Consider the following 15,100-nt stretch of genomic DNA (forward strand, 5'->3'; position numbering starts at 1 on the left):
CTATGGCCACGCCTACTTCTCCGATGACGCGGCCCCCGGCGCATCCATGGCAGGCTCCAACTCAAGAAAACCGGTTGTTGGCATGAAGATTCGCGTCGCGCTCGTTTCCGCATTGCTGGCCGTCTCCGGCTGCACCACCTTGAGCGGCAAAGGTCCCACCGTGACGCCGACACCGGCCTCGACGCCTCCGACAAGCGGTAAGGTCACTAAGTCGATCATTTCGGCAATGGACGGCGGCCTCATCGGCGGCTCGATCGGCAATGGCCTCAGCGACGCCGAGAAGCACAGCGCGCTCGAGGCTGAATACAAGGCGCTCGAATATACGACGAGCGGTCAGAAGGTGGCGTGGAAGGGCGATCAGGCTTCGCACTATGGCGAGGTGGTTCCGGCCCAGCCTTATCGCGTCGGTTCGCAGGACTGCCGCCAGTACACGCAGACGGTGTTCACCGGCGGCGCCGGGGTGACGGCGCGCGGAACCGCTTGCCGCAATGCCGATGGCAGCTGGACGCCGCTGACCTGACAGCTCGCATGTCGCCCAAACTGCGCAGCGGTTTTGGGACAACGACATGCACAAACAAAGACCGAACCGGCTTCGATTGGAATCCGGCCGGTTGATGTCGATCAAGGACGTCAGGCGCGCTGACCGTCAAAGCGTCGCAGGATGCCTGTGTTGGCAGGGCAGGGCTCTGTCGTTATTGGAAGAACCATGCTGTTCTGGGTCATAGCCGCGATACTGACGCTCGGCGCGAGCCTGGCGGTGCTGCTGCCGCTGGCCGCGGGAGCCAAGGGCGCGTCATCGAGTGGCGATCACGATCTGGAAGTCTATCGCGACCAGTTGTCCGAGCTTGACCGCGACGCCGGGCGCGGCTTGATCCAGCCGGCCGAAGCAGCCGAGGCGCGCGCTGAAATCGCGCGCCGCATCCTGCGCCTCGACAATGCCGATACGGCCGGCAAGGCATCGGCGCGGCAGGCGTCGGTCACAGCGCGGCTTGTCGCGACCGTGGCCGTGCTGGCGGTGCCGTTGGTCAGCTGGGGTGTTTACAGCCAGATTGGCTCGCCTGACTTGCCGGCGCAGCCGCTCAGCCAACGGCTGGCCAAGAACCCGGCCGACAGTTCGGTCGACGAATTGGTTGCACGGGCCGAGGCTCATCTTGCCGCCAACCCGTCCGACGGCAGGGGATGGGACGTGCTGGCCCCGGTCTATCTGCGCATGCAGCGCTTCTCCGACGCGGTCGCCGCGTACCGCAATGCCATCCGCCTCGACGGCGACAGCGCTGTTCGCCAGGCCGGCCTCGGCGAGGCGATTGCCGGTGCGGCGGGCGGCATTGTCTCCGCCGATGCGCAGGATGCCTTCGAGGCGGCGCTGAAGCTCGATCCCGCCAACGCAAAAGCCAGCTTCTACCTGGCCATGGCCTTGGCGCAGGAGGGACGCAACAAGGACGCGACCACGGCCTGGCAGGCGATGCTGGGCACTTTGCCGCCGGATTCGCCATGGCGCAGCGCCGTCGAGCAGGCACTGGCCAAATCCGCCAATCCCGAAGTCGCTTCCGGTGCGGCCGCGAAGGGCCCCGATGCCGCGGATATCGACGCCGCATCCTCCATGTCGCCGCAGGATCGCGAAGCCATGATCAACACCATGGTCGCGGCTCTCGACGAAAAACTGCGGCAAAATCCGCGCGACGCGGAAGGATGGATGCGGCTCGTTCGTTCCTATGTCGTGCTGGGCAAGGCCGATCAGGCGCGCGAGGCGCTCGGTCGCGCCATTGCCGTCTTTGGCCCGGGCAGCGACGAAGCCAAGAAATTCACCGCCCTCGCCGCCTCGCTCGGCCTGACGGCGACGGAGTAAACGTGTCATGACACGCAAGCAGAAGCGATTGTCGGTCATCGTGGGCGGATTGGCCTTCCTGGGTGCCGCCACCGGGCTGACCTTCTACGCGCTTGGCCAGAAGGCTTCCTATTTCTACATGCCGGCCGACCTCACCACGGCGAGTGTCCAGCCCGGCCAGCGCATCAGGCTCGGCGGTTTGGTCGAGAAAGGCACCATCCAGCGCGGGCAGGGCGCGACGGTCGCCTTTTCGGTCACCGACACGCACAAATCGGTCAAGGTCACCTATACCGGCATCCTGCCCGACCTCTTTCGCGAGGAGCAGGGCGTCATCACCGAAGGCAGTTTCGGTCCGGGCGGCGTCTTTGTTGCCGACAGCGTGCTTGCCAAGCATGATGAGCGCTACATGCCCAAGGAAGTGGCCGACGGGCTGAAGGCCAAAGGTGTCTGGCAGGAGAGCAAAAGTGAGTGAGGGGCATGGTTGAAACTGGACATTTCGCCCTAGTCCTGGCGTTCGCGCTTTCGCTGGTGCAGACGATCGTGCCGCTGTTCGGCGCGCGCCTCGACAACCAGCGCCTGATGGCTGTCGGCGGTCCTGTCGCCGTGACTGGTTTCGCCTTGACGGCGCTGTCCTTTGTCGCTTTGGCGAGCGCCTATGCGAACTCCGATTTCTCCGTGGCGAGCGTCTGGGAAAACTCGCATTCGCTGCAGCCGATGATCTACAAGATCACCGGAACCTGGGGCAACCACGAAGGCTCGATGCTGCTCTGGGTGCTGATCCTGACCTTCTTTGGCGCGCTTGTCGCCGCTTTCGGCTCCAATCTGCCGGCGACCCTGCGCGCCAATGTGCTGGCCGTGCAGGGCGCCATCGGCGCTGCCTTCTTTCTGTTCATCCTGGCGACGTCCAATCCTTTCATCCGGCTCAACCCGGCGCCGATCGAGGGCCGCGACCTCAATCCGGTCCTGCAGGATCTCGGCCTCGCCATTCATCCGCCGCTGCTCTATCTCGGCTATGTCGGCTTCTCGATCTGTTTTTCCTTCTCGGTCGCCGCCCTTATCGAGGGGCGCATCGACGCCTCCTGGGCGCGCTGGGTGCGGCCATGGACGCTGGTCGCCTGGATGTTTCTGACTGGCGGCATCGCCATGGGGTCGTACTGGGCCTATTACGAACTCGGCTGGGGTGGCTTCTGGTTCTGGGATCCGGTCGAGAACGCCTCCTTCATGCCGTGGCTGGCGGGCACCGCGCTGCTGCATTCGGCGATCGTCATGGAAAAGCGCTCGGCGCTGAAGATCTGGACGCTGCTGCTCGCCATCCTCACCTTTTCGCTGTCGCTGCTCGGCACCTTCCTGGTCCGCTCGGGCGTGCTCACCTCGGTGCATGCCTTCGCCACCGACCCGGCGCGGGGCGTCTTCATCCTGTGCATCCTGACGCTGTTCATCGGCGGCTCGCTGGCGCTGTTTGCGCTGCGCGCCTCGCGACTGACGGCCGGCGGCCTGTTCCATCCAATCTCGCGCGAAGGTGCGCTCGTTCTCAACAATCTGTTCCTGACCACGGCGACCGCCACGGTGCTCGTCGGCACGCTCTATCCGCTGGCGCTGGAGGCGCTCACCGGCGACAAGATCTCGGTCGGGGCGCCGTTCTTCGACCTGACCTTCGGCCCGTTGATGCTGCCGCTTCTGGTCCTCGTGCCGTTCGGCCCGCTGCTGGCCTGGAAGCGCGGCGACGTCATCGCCGCGTCGCAGCGCCTGATGGCGGCCTTTGCCACGGCGCTGGCGGCAATGCTTGTCACCGGCCTGTTTATCGACGGCGCGTCGGTGTTCGCGGCCCTCGGTATCGGCCTGGCTGTCTGGCTGGTCGCCGGTGCGCTGACCGACCTTGCCGTCAAGTCCGGCGTCGGATCGGTCGCGCCTTCCGTCATGCTCAGGCGCTTCGCCGGACTGCCGCGCTCGGTCTTCGGCACGGCCCTGGCCCATCTCGGCCTTGGCCTGACCTTGCTCGGCATCGTCGCCACGCTCTCTTTCGGTACCGAGAAGATCCTCACCATGCGCGCCGGCGAGACGGTGGAATTGTCTGGCCATACGCTGCGTTTCGTCGGGCTCTATCCGGCGCAGGGGCCAAACTACAGCGAGGACCGTGGCCGCTTCGAGCTGATCGGTGTCAGCGGCAGTCCTGTCGGCGAAATCAGTTCCGCCAAGCGTTTCTATCCAGTGCGGCAGACGACGACGACGGAGTCCGGCATCAAGACCCTTGGTCTTTCCCAACTCTACATCTCGCTTGGCGACGAAGCCAAGGACGGCTCGGTCGTGGTGCGCTTGTGGTGGAAACCGCTGGTGACACTGATCTGGGGCGGCGGTCTGGTGATGATGGCGGGTGCGGCCATGTCGCTGATGGACAGGCGTCTGCGTGTCGGCGCGCCGTCGCGTCGGCGCAAGCAGGCGAGCGCAGAGGCGCCCGCGGTCCTGCCATGAAGGCCAGGTTCTACGCCGCGTTGCTCGTCCTGATGCTGGCGCTCGGCTTTGCCGGCACGGCACTGGCGGTGAAGCCTGACGAGATGCTGGCCGATCCGGCGCTCGAGGCGCGGGCGCGGGCGCTGTCGGAAGGCCTGCGCTGCATGGTCTGCCAGAACCAGTCGATCGACGAATCCGACGCCGACCTTGCCCGCGACCTGCGCATCCTGGTGCGCCAGCGCCTCGTCGCCGGCGATACCGACCAGCAGGTCATGGACTATGTGGTTTCGCGCTACGGCGAATTCGTGCTGCTGAGGCCGCGCTTCGACCTGCGCAACGCGCTGCTTTGGGGCACGCCTGTGCTGTTGCTGCTGGTCGGAGGCGTGTTCATCGTGCTGACCGCGCGCTCGCGCCGGACCCTGGCGACAAAGACCCTGTCGGCCGACGAGCAGGCGGCATTGGACGCTATCCTGCACCGCGACTGACGGCTGCCGTCGCCGCCAACATTACCAAAGTTTCATGTGTCGGAAATGGCGCGGTAATGTGCGTCGCTCTAATTCTCCTTGCCTGAGGATGCCGATCAAGGCGCGTCCCTTTGAAAGAGGATACGAGACCCCATGAATATTGCCCCCAATTCATATTCCCGCACCCGCAAGCGTCTCCTGGCTGCCGCCGCTTCCGTCGCCGTTGCCGGCGTGATCGGCGTTGGCGCGCTGACCAGCGGAACCAGCCCCGTTCTGGCCGATGCCGTACGCGTCGAGGCGCCGCAGGTGCAGGGTTTCGCCGATGTCGTCGAGCGCGTTTCGCCCGCCGTGGTCAGCGTCAAGGTGAAGGCCAAGATCCAGCCGACCGCCGATGATGGCTCCGATGGCCAGGACGGCTTCGACAATCTGCCCAACAATCCGCAACTGCGCCGCTTCTTCAAGGAATTCCGCGGCTTTGGCGACCAGGGCGGCCAGGATGACGAAGGCCATCGCCGCTTCGGTCACCGCGACCGCGGCAATGACCAGCCGCGCCCGGTGGCGCAGGGCTCCGGCTTCTTCATTTCCGAGGACGGCTACCTCGTCACCAACAACCACGTCGTCGAAGAAGGCACCGCCTTCACCGTGGTGACCAATGACGGCAAGGAACTCGACGCCAAGCTGGTCGGCACCGACCCGCGCACCGATCTCGCCGTCCTCAAGGTCGAAGGCGGTGGCAAGTTCACCTATGTCGACTTCGCCGATGATTCCAAGGTCCGCGTCGGCGACTGGGTCGTTGCCGTCGGCAATCCGTTCGGCCTCGGCGGCACCGTCACCGCCGGCATCGTGTCGGCGCGCGGCCGTGATATCGGCGCCGGCCCCTACGACGATTTCCTGCAGATCGACGCCTCGGTCAACCGCGGCAATTCGGGTGGCCCGACCTTCAACCTCAATGGCCAGGTCGTAGGCATCAACACGGCGATCTTCTCGCCCTCGGGCGGCAGTGTCGGCATCGCCTTCGACATCCCTGCCTCGACCGCCAAGCAGGTTGTCGAGGACCTGATGAAGAGCGGCGCGGTGCAGCGCGGCTGGCTCGGCGTCGAAATCCAGCCGGTCACCTCCGACATCGCCGAATCGCTCGGGCTGAAGTCCAACAATGGTGCGTTGGTGTCGAGCGCCCAGGACGATGGCCCCGGCAAGAGAGCCGGCATCACGGCTGGCGACGTCATCACCCAGGTCGACGGCAAGGATGTTGCCTCGCCGAAGGAACTCGCCCGCCTGATCGGCGCCTATTCGCCCGGCAAGTCGGTTGATGTCACCGTCTGGCGCGACGGCAAGAGCCAGGCGATCAAGGTCGATCTCGGCAAGCTGCCGGCCAGCGACAAGCAGGCCTCGAACGACCAGCAGCAGCAGCCCGCGGCTCCGGCAAAGCCTGATACGCTGGCCGATCTCGGCCTCACCGTCACCAAGTCCGAAAACGGCAAGGGCCTTGTGGTGACCGATGTCGATCCCGACAGCGCCGCGGCCGACCGCGGCATCCAGCCGGGAGACATCATCACCGCGGTCAATTCGAACGAAGTGAATGGCACCGAGGATGTCACCAAGGCGATGACCGACGCGGTGAAGTCCGGCCGCAAGGCGGTGCTGATGCAGGTCACCCGCGACAACAACAACCGTTTCGTCGCGCTGCCCGTCGCCAAGGGCTGACAACGACTTTTCCGGTGCGGCGGTGTCAAACACCCCCGAGCCGCCGCATGGGAAAGCATGGAGCCGGGTACGTTAGTCAGTCATCGTGCTCTCCTCCAGCGGCAGCGGGCCTCCCATCGCCCGCTGCCGCACATTTTGAAAGCCGCCCGAAAACGCTGCCTCGGGCATGGGCCGTGAGAATGTGATGATTTGCCCGATCATGCCCCGAAGCAGGCATGTTCGGGATGAAGACAACCAGAGAACAAGATTTTATCGCGCGAGACCTCGATCATCTTGATCGCGGCGCGCTTTGGCAAAGGCTAAAATGCAGATGCCGGCTACTCAACCTTCCAGCGAAATCGCGTATAACGGCCCCATGAAGATTCTCGTCATAGAAGACGATCGCGAGGCTGCCGATTATCTGCAGAAAGCCTTCACCGAGGCTGGTCATACCGCTCATGTCGCTGGTGACGGCGAGACCGGTTTCGCGCTTGCGGATGCCGGCGACTATGATGTGATGGTCATCGACCGGATGATGCCGCGCCGCGACGGTTTGTCTGTGATTGCCGGTCTTCGCTCAAGGGGCAACACCACGCCCGTGCTGATCCTGTCGGCGCTGGGCGAGGTGGATGACCGGGTCACCGGCCTGCGCGCCGGCGGCGACGATTATCTGACCAAGCCCTATGCGTTTTCCGAACTTCTGGCTCGCGTCGAGGTGTTGAACCGCCGTGCTAGTGCCAAGGAAGCCGAAACCGTCTACCGGGTTGGCGACCTTGAACTCGACAGGCTGTCGCATTCGGTGCGCCGGGCGGCGCGCGAGATCACCCTGCAGCCGCGCGAGTTCCGCTTGCTCGAATATCTGATGCGCCATGCCGGCCAGGTGGTGACGCGCACCATGCTGCTTGAAAATGTCTGGGATTATCATTTCGACCCGCAGACCAATGTCATCGACGTCCACGTCTCGCGGTTGCGCGGCAAGATCGAAAAGGGCTTCGACAAGCCGATCCTGCATACGGTTCGCGGCGCGGGCTACATGTTGAAGGGCGGCTAGAGCATGATCCCGAAAAGTGGGAACCGGTGTTCTCGGACAAACGGTTTCCGTTTGTCCAGAGATCATGCTCCAACAAAGAGCTGGATCAGCGTGACGATTCGACTAATCGTCACGCTGATCTAGGCGACAGCATGGCTCTTTCCGTGCCGGCCATCATGAAGACGACGGCAGCGCGACTTTCGGCGCTCTACCTTCTGCTCTTCGCGCTTTGCGCCGTGCTGCTTGTCTTCTATATGACCTCGCTGTCGGCGCGCATGCTGACGGCGCAGACGCAGGAGACCATCAACGACGAAGTGCTGGGCCTCGCCCGCGCCTATCAGCGCGGCGGCCTGCCCGTGCTGGTGCGCGTGGTCGAAAACCGCTCCCGCCAGCCCGGTGCCAACCTCTATCTTATCGCCGATGCCAACGGCCAGATCCTGACCGGCAACGTGCAGAGCCTCGAACCGGGGGTGATCGACACGGAGGGCTGGACGACAGAGCCGTTCTCCTACAAGCGCTTCGGAGAAGGCGAGCTTGACCGCCTGCGCAGCGGAACGTCCGACCAGACGACAGCTCCTGCAACTGGCGACAACGCGGCACGGCAATCCGAAGGCGAGCAGGGCCACAACGCCATTGCGCTGGTGCTGCGGCTGCCCAACCAGATGATCATGCTGGTCGGCCGCGATCTTGGCGAACCGGAGCGCTTTCGTGCCGTCATCCGCCGTGCGTTGACGCTGGCGCTCGGCATGATGGGGCTCGGCGGACTGCTAATCTGGTTCTTTGTTGGCCGCGCCGCGCTGAAGCGCATCGACAGCGTGTCGGAGGCCAGCCGCCGCATCATGGGCGGCGATCTCTCGGGCCGGCTGCCGGTGACCGGAGCCGGCGACGAATTCGACCGGCTTTCGGAAAATCTCAACTCCATGCTGGCCAGGATCGCCACGCTCAACGAAGGCCTGAAGCAGGTTTCCGACAACATCGCGCATGATCTGAAGACGCCGCTGACCCGGCTGCGCAACCGCGCCGAAGCGACACTTTCGGGCAAGCACAAGCCCGCCGATTACCGCCAGGCACTGGAAGGCACCATCGCCGAGTCCGACCAGCTCATAAAGACCTTCAACGCCATCCTGATGATCTCCAGGCTCGAGGCTGGATATTCGTCAGAGCACACCAACCGCGTCGATCTGGCGGCGGCCGTGCGTGATGTCGCCGAGCTCTACGAGCCGGTGGCGGAAGAGGCCGGCGTTTCGCTCCAAGCCGAAGTGAATGGTGCTTTTCTCGTCGACGGCAACCGCGAGCTGATCGGCCAGGCGCTGTCCAACATCGTCGACAACGCGATCAAATATTCGACGGACTCCACGTCCAAGCCGGCCGTTCGCGTGACGCTCGAGCGGACCCATGGCGAGATCAGGCTTTGTGTCGCCGACAACGGCCAGGGCATTCCGGACGATGCCGACCGGGCCCGGGCGACCGAACGTTTCGTTCGACTGGAGAAAAGCCGTTCTCAGCCGGGCTCCGGCCTTGGCCTCAGCCTCGCCAAGGCAGTCATGACTTTCCACTATGGGCAGCTTGATCTCCTGCCTGGCAATCCGGGACTATCCGTGGTCATGAGTTTCCCCGCACGGGAGGATCACTGATGGCTGCGGTTGCGAAACGGACGGCCACGGACTGGTTATTGAAGCCGGTGGTTGGGCTCGCCCCTCTCGACGAAGGCCGGTCGCGGCGGGAACTGGCCGAAATCGCCGCGGCGGCACGCGAAGAAGGGTTGACGCGGCTGGCCAAATTCCTGGCCGGCAAGGGGGAGGGGCAGGATTTCCTGGCCGCCGTCTTCGACCTCTCGCCGTTTTTGCGCGACACGGCGCGTCGCAGGCCTCGTATCCTGGATGCTCTTTTCGAACAACCGGTCGAGGCGCGCCTGGAGGCGATCACCGCCGCGATCGAACAGGCGCCGTTGGCCGACACGGTCTCCGAATCCAGCGTGATGATGGAGCTGCGCCAGTGCAAGGCCGAGGCACATTTCCTGATCGCGCTGGCCGATCTCGCCGGTGAAGCGGAAACGTCGCTGAGCGTGCGGCGGCTGAGCGATCTTGCCGATGCCTGCACGCGTGCGGCCGTCGACTTCCTGCTGCGCGACGCGCATGGCCAGGGCAAGCTCAAACTGCGGGATCTCGACAACCCGTCGCTGCAATCGGGCTGGATCCTGCTCGGCATGGGCAAGCTTGGCGCGCATGAGCTGAATTTCTCCTCCGACATCGATCTTGTCGTCTTCTTCGATCCGGATGCGCCCGCCGTGGTCGACCCCCTCGACGCCACGGAGCTGTTCTCGCGGCTGACGCGCCGCTTGGTGCGCATCCTGCAGGACCGCACCGAGCACGGCTATGTCTTCCGCACCGATCTCCGGCTGCGTCCCGATCCCGGTTCGACGCCGCTGGCGATCCCGGTTGAAGCGGCTCTGCGCTATTACGAAGCGCGCGGCCAGAACTGGGAACGCGCGGCGATGATCAAGGCGCGTCCGGTGGCCGGCGATCTCGCCGCGGGCGCCGCCTTTCTCAAGGAATTGCAGCCCTATATCTGGCGAAAATACATGGACTACGCGGCGATTGCCGACGTCCATTCGATCAAGCGCCAGATCCACGCCCACAAGGGCCATGGCGAGATCGCCGTGAAGGGCCACAACGTCAAGCTCGGCCGTGGCGGCATCCGCGAAATCGAGTTCTTCGTCCAGACCCAGCAGCTCATCGCCGGCGGCCGCTTCCCCGAACTGCGCGGCCGCGAGACCGTGCCGATGCTCGGCCAGCTCGCCGCGCGCGGCTGGATCACCGCCGATGCGCGTGACGCACTCGCCCGCCAATATTGGTTCCTGCGCCGCGTCGAGCATGCCGTTCAGATGGTGGCGGACGAGCAGACGCACACGCTGCCGGAAGACGATGAAGGGCTGGAGCGGATCGCCCGCATGCTTGGCTTTGCCGATGCGGCGGCGTTTTCCCTGGCATTCCGCGCCTCGCTGCAGCAGGTCGAGCGCCATTATGCAGCGCTGTTCGAAACGGCCCCGGAGCTTTCGGCGGGCATCGGCAATCTGGTCTTCACCGGCGATGTCGATGACCCCAACACGCTGCAGACCTTGCACGGCCTCGGCTTCCAGCGGCCGAGCGACATCTGCCGCGTCATCCGCGGCTGGCATTTCGGCCGCTATCGCGTCACCCAGTCGGCGGAGGCGCGTGAGCGGCTGACGGAGTTGACGCCGGCGCTGCTCAAGGCCTTCGGCCAGACGCGCCGGGCGGACGAAGCCTTGATCCGTTTCGACGAATTCCTTGCTGGCCTGCCTGCCGGCATCCAGCTGTTCTCGCTGCTGCAGTCCAACCCGGCGCTGCTCAAGCTGATGGCGACGATCATGGGCGCCGCGCCCCGGCTGGCGGCGATCATCACGCGCCGGCCGCATGTTTTCGACGGCCTGCTCGACCCGGCCCTGCTGACTGAACTCCCCGACCGCGCCTATCTCTCGGCACGGCTTTCCGCCTTCCTGGAAGGCGACAGGGCCTATGAGGAGGTGCTCGACCGGCTGCGCATCTTTGCCTCTGAGCAAAAGTTTCTGATCGGCGTGCGGCTGCTTGCCGGTTCGATCGATCCGGCCCGCGCCGGCCGCGCCTTTTCCGATCTCGCCGATCTCACCATCGAGGCGGCGCTGCAAGCCGTGACCGCCGAATTCGCGGCGCGCCACGGCATGATCGCCGGCGGCGTGGTTTCGCTGCTCGGCATGGGCAAGCTCGGCAGCCGCGAATTGACCGCGGGGTCGGACGTCGATCTCATCCTGCTTTACGACCATGACGCGGACGCCGAAGACTCCGACGGCGACAAGCCGCTGGCGCCGTCCCACTACTACACCCGCATGACGCAGCGGCTGATCTCGGCCGTATCGGCGCCGACGGCGGAGGGAGTGCTCTACGAACTCGACCTGCGGCTTAGGCCGTCCGGCAACAAGGGGCCGGTGGCCACCCACATCGATGCCTTCAAGAAATACCAGCGCCAGGAGGCCTGGACGTGGGAACACATGGCGCTGTCGCGGGCACGCGCCATTGGCGGCGATGCCGGCCTGTGCGCCGAGGTCGAAGCGGAAGTCGCAGCCGTGCTTGGCCAGCCGCGCGACGCGGCAAAGGTCAAGACCGAGGCTTCGGACATGCGCGCCATGATCGAGAAGGAAAAGCCGCCGCGCGATCTCTGGGACATCAAGCTGATCCCCGGCGGGCTGATCGACCTTGAGTTCATCGCCCAGGTGGCTGTCATCACCGGGCAGGCCGAGGCCGGGCCGCGTGTCACCGGTACGGCCGAGATTTTGTCCCGCCTCGCGCCTGGCTTCGCTGGTGCCGGCGTCAGGCAGGAGCTTGGTGCCGCCTTCGCACTCTATCTGGCGCTGACCCAGATGACCCGGCTGTGCCTCACCGGCCCGTTCGAGCGCGACGACGTTCCGCCTGGGCTTTCGGATCTGCTTCTGGCGGTCACCGACCTGCCGGATTTCGGTGTACTGGAAGCACATCTCAAGGAGACGTCGCAAAAGGTCAGGAAGGACTTTGATCTTTTGCTTCGTGCCGGACGACCATGAAACAGCTGTCGAAGCATCGGACCCAAAAGTGGAAGCCGGTTTTGGGAAAATCCGATCCTCGAACAAAGAGATAGAGCGGCAACAGGATCGAAGATCCGCCGCTCTCGCATCGGGGGTGACGATGCAACAGGAGAAGACCATGAGAAAGTCAACCAAGCTTGCCCTTGCCTTCGCAGCACTTGCCGGCGCCGTCGGCACCACCGCCTATGCCGAAAACAATGCCAGCGCGAAAATGCGCGACGGCATGATGGCCCGCCTCGACAAGGCAATGACCGCGTCAGACGGCGCCATCACCTTCGACCAGTTTTCCGACGCCATGAACGCGCGGCTGAAGAAGCTCGTTGCCGACAATGGCGGCAAGCTGACCGTCGCCCAACTCGCCGACGCACTGGAGAAGGCGCGCTTCGAGCGGATGGCCAGGCGCATCATCGCCCGCTATGACACCAAGGGCGACGGCACGCTGACCACGGATGACATCACCGGTCGCGAGAAGAAGGTGTTCGCCATGCTCGACAAGAACAATGACGGCAAGATCGAGAAGAGCGAACTGCCGAAGGGCCATCGCTTTGGCCATCACGGCCAACCGGATGATGACGACAGCGTCCAATGAGATTGTTTGATCCAGGCTCCGGCGATATCGCTCGGAGCCTGCCGCTCAAGCGGCCGCCTTGACCGCCGGCGGCGCCTTCTTCACCGGAATGCGCACCGACACGATCGTGCCGACACCTTCGGTCGAACGGATCTTCAGCGCGCCGCCCTGGAGCTCGGCCAGCGAGCGTGAGATGGCAAGGCCGAGGCCTGATCCGGCATGGTTCTTGGAGAACTGGTTCTGAACCTGTTCGAAGGGTCGGCCGAGCTTGCCCAGCGCCTCTTTCGGGATGCCGCAGCCATTGTCCTCAATGGTCAGCACCAGCGCGCCGGACGTGTTGCGGGCCCTGACCGATATATGGCCGCCCTGGCCGGTGAACTTCACCGCATTGGACAGGAGGTTGATGACGATCTGCTTGATCGCCCGGCGATCGGCGAACAGACTCAGCGCGTCGGCGATGCGCGTTTCCACGGTGATCGCCTTTTGCGCGGCCTGCAGCGAGACGACGCGCACCGTCTCGCTGATCAGCGGACCGAGGTCGATCTGCTCCTGGTCCAGCGAGAATTGGCCGGCCTCGATCTTGGACATGTCGAGAATATCGTTGATGACGCCGAGCAGGTATTTGCCGCTGCTGTTGATATCCGTGGCGTACTCCTCGTAGCGCGACGAGCCCAGCGGGCCGAACAACCCCTGTTCCATCAGCTCGGAAAAGCCGATGATGGCGTTCAATGGCGTGCGTAGTTCATGCGACATGTTGGCCAGGAATTCGGATTTGGCCCGGTTCGCCGCCTCGGCGCGCTCGGTTTCCTTCATGTATTTGCGATTGAGATCGACCAGTTCGCGCGACCGTTCCTCTTCGGCGCGCCGCGCGAGGCTGAGATCATGGATCGTCGCCATCAGCCGGCGCTCGCTGTCGACCAGCTTCTCCTGGTGCAGCTTGATCTGGGTGATGTCGGAGCCGACCGAGACGATGCCACCATCCCTTGTCTTGAGTTCATTGACCTGCAGCCAGCGGCCGTCGGACAGCTGCCGCTCGAAAGTGGCGCCGCCTTGCGGACCATTGGTGTTGGCAAGCCGGCGTTCGGACGCAAAGGCCAGCATCCGCCCTTCCAGCGAAGCGCGTGTCATACCCGGCATCACGTCGCGATCCGACAGCCCGTTGTCCTGCTGGTATTTGGAGTTGCACATGATCAGCCGCTGCGCCGAATCCCACAGCACGAAGGATTCGTTGATGTTCTCGATCGCCGTCCTGAGGCGAAGGTCGGCAGCCTCGGACCGCAGCGCCAGATGGCGCTGCTCGGTGACGTCGACGGCGATGCCGATCAGCTGGATTTCCGGCGCCTCCGGATCCATGACCTGCGCGCGAGCACGCATCCACACCCATTGGCCATCGGCATGCCGCATCCGGAACACCTGGTCGATGTGGTCGATTTCGCGGGCGACAATTCTGTTGGCGAGCTCGAACAGGTCGCCGTCTTCGGGATGGATGATCTCGTCGACCTCGCCGAAGGACAGCATCGTATCGCAGGGCTCGTAGCCCAGCATATCGTACATGGAACGCGACCAGTACATCTTGCCGCGCACCATATCCCAGTCCCACAGGCCGCAGCGGCCGCGCACCAGCGCCATATCGATGCGCTGATGCGCCTCGAGGTAGATGCGGTCGGCGGCCTGGGCGCGCGCCGCCTGTCCGAAATAGGCGTAGAGGATGATGATCAGCACGCCCGCCGTCAGCACGAACAGGGTGACGTTGAGCGAGACAGTCTTGCGCCACGTGTCGAACACTGCCTCCTGCGGCACCAGCGCCGCTGCGGCTCCCTTCCGATCCTTGGCCACGCTGACCGCGGCGTACCAGTCCCGGCCGCCGATGTTGACCTCCATGACGCCGGCGCGGTCGCCGAACATGAACAGCGGCTGGCCGCCCTGGACGAGGCCGTCGAGCGAATGGCCTTGCCAGGGCATCGAGCGCGGCGTCACCGCGGTGATCCTGAAAGCGCTGTCGGTGATGACGAGCACATGGCTGCGGCCCATCGCGCCCTGGCGGCTGGTGGTCTCCAGCAGGTCCTGGACGGCGCCGGGCACGGTGTCCGAGGTGGTGGCCAACGAACTGGCCAGTTGACCCGCCGCCAGCGTCAGGATTGCCTTGGCGTCGCGTTCGACATCGTCACGCTCATTCATGAGCGACAGCACGCGCAGCGCCGCGATGACGAGCAGGAAGATGATGATCAGGGCCGGTATCGACCGGCGCAGCAGCGGTTCGGCGGCCAGAAGCCGCTTGTAGGCCGGTTCGGCAATGAGCCGCGTATTCCCGGCAAGGCCGTCGCTGCGCGCCTCGCGACGCGCAAAAACCATCCCACCGGGCGCGCCCCACGCGTCCGCCTTTGCCATAAATGGCACTCCCGAATTTGCCTATGCTGCTTTGTGATCCGGCAAACGCCGCACTTCCGAATCGTCAGTAAAGAATCAA

General features: G+C 64.6%; 11 protein-coding genes. 10 read left to right on the forward strand and 1 reads right to left on the reverse strand.

Annotated elements, in window-relative coordinates; translation table 11 throughout:
* The first annotated feature begins 82 nt into the window (after positions 1 to 82).
* The 10 genes from CK226_RS06750 (at position 83) to CK226_RS06795 (ending at position 12,654) form a co-directional block, all read left to right on the forward strand.
* Entirely contained in the window at positions 83 to 520 is a 438-nt protein-coding gene (locus tag CK226_RS06750) for a hypothetical protein (RefSeq protein WP_095786875.1), read from the forward strand.
* 186 nt (positions 521 to 706) lie between these two features.
* On the forward strand, positions 707 to 1,846 hold the full coding sequence (gene ccmI / locus CK226_RS06755; RefSeq protein WP_095770760.1) for a c-type cytochrome biogenesis protein CcmI: 1,140 nt from the start codon (positions 707 to 709) through the stop codon (positions 1,844 to 1,846).
* Between the two features lie 7 nt (positions 1,847 to 1,853).
* Positions 1,854 to 2,297 (forward strand): cytochrome c maturation protein CcmE, encoded by a 444-nt coding sequence (gene ccmE / locus CK226_RS06760; RefSeq protein WP_095791388.1) that lies wholly within the window; start codon positions 1,854 to 1,856, stop codon positions 2,295 to 2,297.
* 5 nt (positions 2,298 to 2,302) lie between these two features.
* Positions 2,303 to 4,294 carry a heme lyase CcmF/NrfE family subunit gene (locus CK226_RS06765; RefSeq protein ID WP_095770759.1) on the forward strand — a complete coding sequence of 664 codons (1,992 nt, stop codon included), beginning with the start codon at positions 2,303 to 2,305 and terminating at the stop codon, positions 4,292 to 4,294.
* A complete protein-coding gene (locus CK226_RS06770; RefSeq protein ID WP_095791389.1) occupies positions 4,291 to 4,758 on the forward strand; it encodes a cytochrome c-type biogenesis protein in 468 nt (155 codons plus the stop codon). Before CK226_RS06765 ends, CK226_RS06770 begins: the two co-directional genes overlap by 4 nt.
* Positions 4,759 to 4,890: 132 nt before the next feature.
* Positions 4,891 to 6,441 (forward strand): Do family serine endopeptidase, encoded by a 1,551-nt coding sequence (locus CK226_RS06775; RefSeq protein WP_095770757.1) that lies wholly within the window; start codon positions 4,891 to 4,893, stop codon positions 6,439 to 6,441.
* Positions 6,442 to 6,796: 355 nt separating this feature from the next.
* On the forward strand, positions 6,797 to 7,471 hold the full coding sequence (locus CK226_RS06780; RefSeq protein ID WP_027046649.1) for a response regulator transcription factor: 675 nt from the start codon (positions 6,797 to 6,799) through the stop codon (positions 7,469 to 7,471).
* A gap of 131 nt (positions 7,472 to 7,602) precedes the next feature.
* Entirely contained in the window at positions 7,603 to 9,084 is a 1,482-nt protein-coding gene (locus CK226_RS06785) for an ATP-binding protein (RefSeq protein ID WP_095791390.1), read from the forward strand.
* On the forward strand, positions 9,084 to 12,044 hold the full coding sequence (locus CK226_RS06790) for a bifunctional [glutamine synthetase] adenylyltransferase/[glutamine synthetase]-adenylyl-L-tyrosine phosphorylase (RefSeq protein ID WP_095791391.1): 2,961 nt from the start codon (positions 9,084 to 9,086) through the stop codon (positions 12,042 to 12,044). Before CK226_RS06785 ends, CK226_RS06790 begins: the two co-directional genes overlap by 1 nt.
* 139 nt (positions 12,045 to 12,183) lie before the next feature.
* Positions 12,184 to 12,654: a hypothetical protein gene (locus CK226_RS06795; protein WP_095791454.1), complete on the forward strand. Its 471-nt coding sequence runs from the start codon at positions 12,184 to 12,186 to the stop codon at positions 12,652 to 12,654.
* A gap of 45 nt (positions 12,655 to 12,699) precedes the next feature.
* Here the strand turns inward: CK226_RS06795 and CK226_RS06800 are convergent, their stop codons facing one another.
* Positions 12,700 to 15,021 carry a PAS domain-containing sensor histidine kinase gene (locus CK226_RS06800; RefSeq protein WP_095791392.1) on the reverse strand — a complete coding sequence of 774 codons (2,322 nt, stop codon included), beginning with the start codon at positions 15,019 to 15,021 and terminating at the stop codon, positions 12,700 to 12,702.
* Positions 15,022 to 15,100: the final 79 nt, after the last annotated feature.

Origin of the sequence: Mesorhizobium sp. WSM4311 (assembly GCF_002295115.1) — a bacterium.
Taxonomy (GTDB): domain Bacteria; phylum Pseudomonadota; class Alphaproteobacteria; order Rhizobiales; family Rhizobiaceae; genus Mesorhizobium.

Bases quoted from the DNA above. Each gene is read 5' to 3' on its own strand.
- CK226_RS06775 (WP_095770757.1), top strand. From the start codon at position 4,891: ATGAATATTGCCCCCAATTCATATTCCCGCACCCGCAAGCGTCTCCTG.
- ccmI (WP_095770760.1), top strand. From the start codon at position 707: ATGCTGTTCTGGGTCATAGCCGCGATACTGACGCTCGGCGCGAGCCTG.
- CK226_RS06770 (WP_095791389.1), top strand. From the start codon at position 4,291: ATGAAGGCCAGGTTCTACGCCGCGTTGCTCGTCCTGATGCTGGCGCTC.
- CK226_RS06780 (WP_027046649.1), top strand. From the start codon at position 6,797: ATGAAGATTCTCGTCATAGAAGACGATCGCGAGGCTGCCGATTATCTG.
- ccmE (WP_095791388.1), top strand. From the start codon at position 1,854: ATGACACGCAAGCAGAAGCGATTGTCGGTCATCGTGGGCGGATTGGCC.
- CK226_RS06765 (WP_095770759.1), top strand. From the start codon at position 2,303: ATGGTTGAAACTGGACATTTCGCCCTAGTCCTGGCGTTCGCGCTTTCG.
- CK226_RS06790 (WP_095791391.1), top strand. From the start codon at position 9,084: ATGGCTGCGGTTGCGAAACGGACGGCCACGGACTGGTTATTGAAGCCG.
- CK226_RS06750 (WP_095786875.1), top strand. From the start codon at position 83: ATGAAGATTCGCGTCGCGCTCGTTTCCGCATTGCTGGCCGTCTCCGGC.
- CK226_RS06785 (WP_095791390.1), top strand. From the start codon at position 7,603: ATGGCTCTTTCCGTGCCGGCCATCATGAAGACGACGGCAGCGCGACTT.
- CK226_RS06800 (WP_095791392.1), bottom strand. From the start codon at position 15,021: ATGGCAAAGGCGGACGCGTGGGGCGCGCCCGGTGGGATGGTTTTTGCG.
- CK226_RS06795 (WP_095791454.1), top strand. From the start codon at position 12,184: ATGAGAAAGTCAACCAAGCTTGCCCTTGCCTTCGCAGCACTTGCCGGC.